Below are 660 nucleotides of genomic sequence, written 5' to 3'. Positions count from 1 at the left end.
GATCGCCTCGCCGCCCTTGCTCTCGATCGCGACGACGGTCTCCTTAGCCGTCGTCTCGTCGAGGTCGGCACACACGACCCGGCCGCCCCGGCGGGCCAGCTCGAGGGCGAACGCCCGCCCGATGCCGCTGCCGGCGCCGGTGACGACGGCGTGGGTGTGATCGGTCCGCTTGCTCATGTTCAGGCCCCTTCCAGGAGGCGGAAGTCGCCGCGCCGCTCGGCGGCGGCGAGCTCGGTCACGATGAAGTCGGCCGCCCGCCGCAGTGCCGGCTCGGCCTCGGGGACGATCCGCGCGAGCGCCTGGAACACGTGCATCTGGCCCGGCCAGATCTCCAGCTCGCAGTGCCCGCCCGCGTCGGTCAAGGCGCGGGCGAGCTCCTGGGCGTCGGCCATGAGGAGCTCCCGGCCGCCGGCCTGGACCAGGACGGGCGGGAACGCCGCCGCGTCCTCGAAGGAGAAGGTCAGCCGCGGCAGCCCGCGGTCGGCGTCGCCGAAGTAGAGGTCGAGCAGCCGCTGCGCGACCGCGACCGAGGCCATCGGGTCGCGGCGCACCTTCTCGAGCTCGACCGCGAGCTCCAGGGTGGGGTCGACCAGCGGCGAGAACAGGGCGAGCGCCGCCGGCGGCTGGGCGCCCTCGTGGAGGAGCTGGAGGGCCAGGTCG

Annotated in this window: 2 protein-coding genes; both read right to left on the bottom strand. The window is 74.8% G+C overall.

The genetic code is table 11. The annotated features are described in order from the left end of the window. Positions 1 to 177, bottom strand: a 177-nt coding sequence (locus tag H0487_RS22790; RefSeq protein ID WP_183096459.1) for an SDR family NAD(P)-dependent oxidoreductase, incomplete at its 3' end; no start/stop codon positions are given. Positions 178 to 179: 2 nt separating this feature from the next. Further along, a partial coding sequence (locus H0487_RS22785) for an alpha/beta hydrolase fold domain-containing protein (protein ID WP_183096458.1) occupies positions 180 to 660 on the bottom strand: 481 nt, incomplete at its 5' end.

It is taken from the genome of Nocardioides stalactiti (assembly GCF_014180715.1).
Lineage (GTDB): Bacteria > Actinomycetota > Actinomycetes > Propionibacteriales > Nocardioidaceae > Nocardioides > Nocardioides stalactiti.
This window is presented reverse-complemented; position numbering and strand designations above follow the sequence as displayed.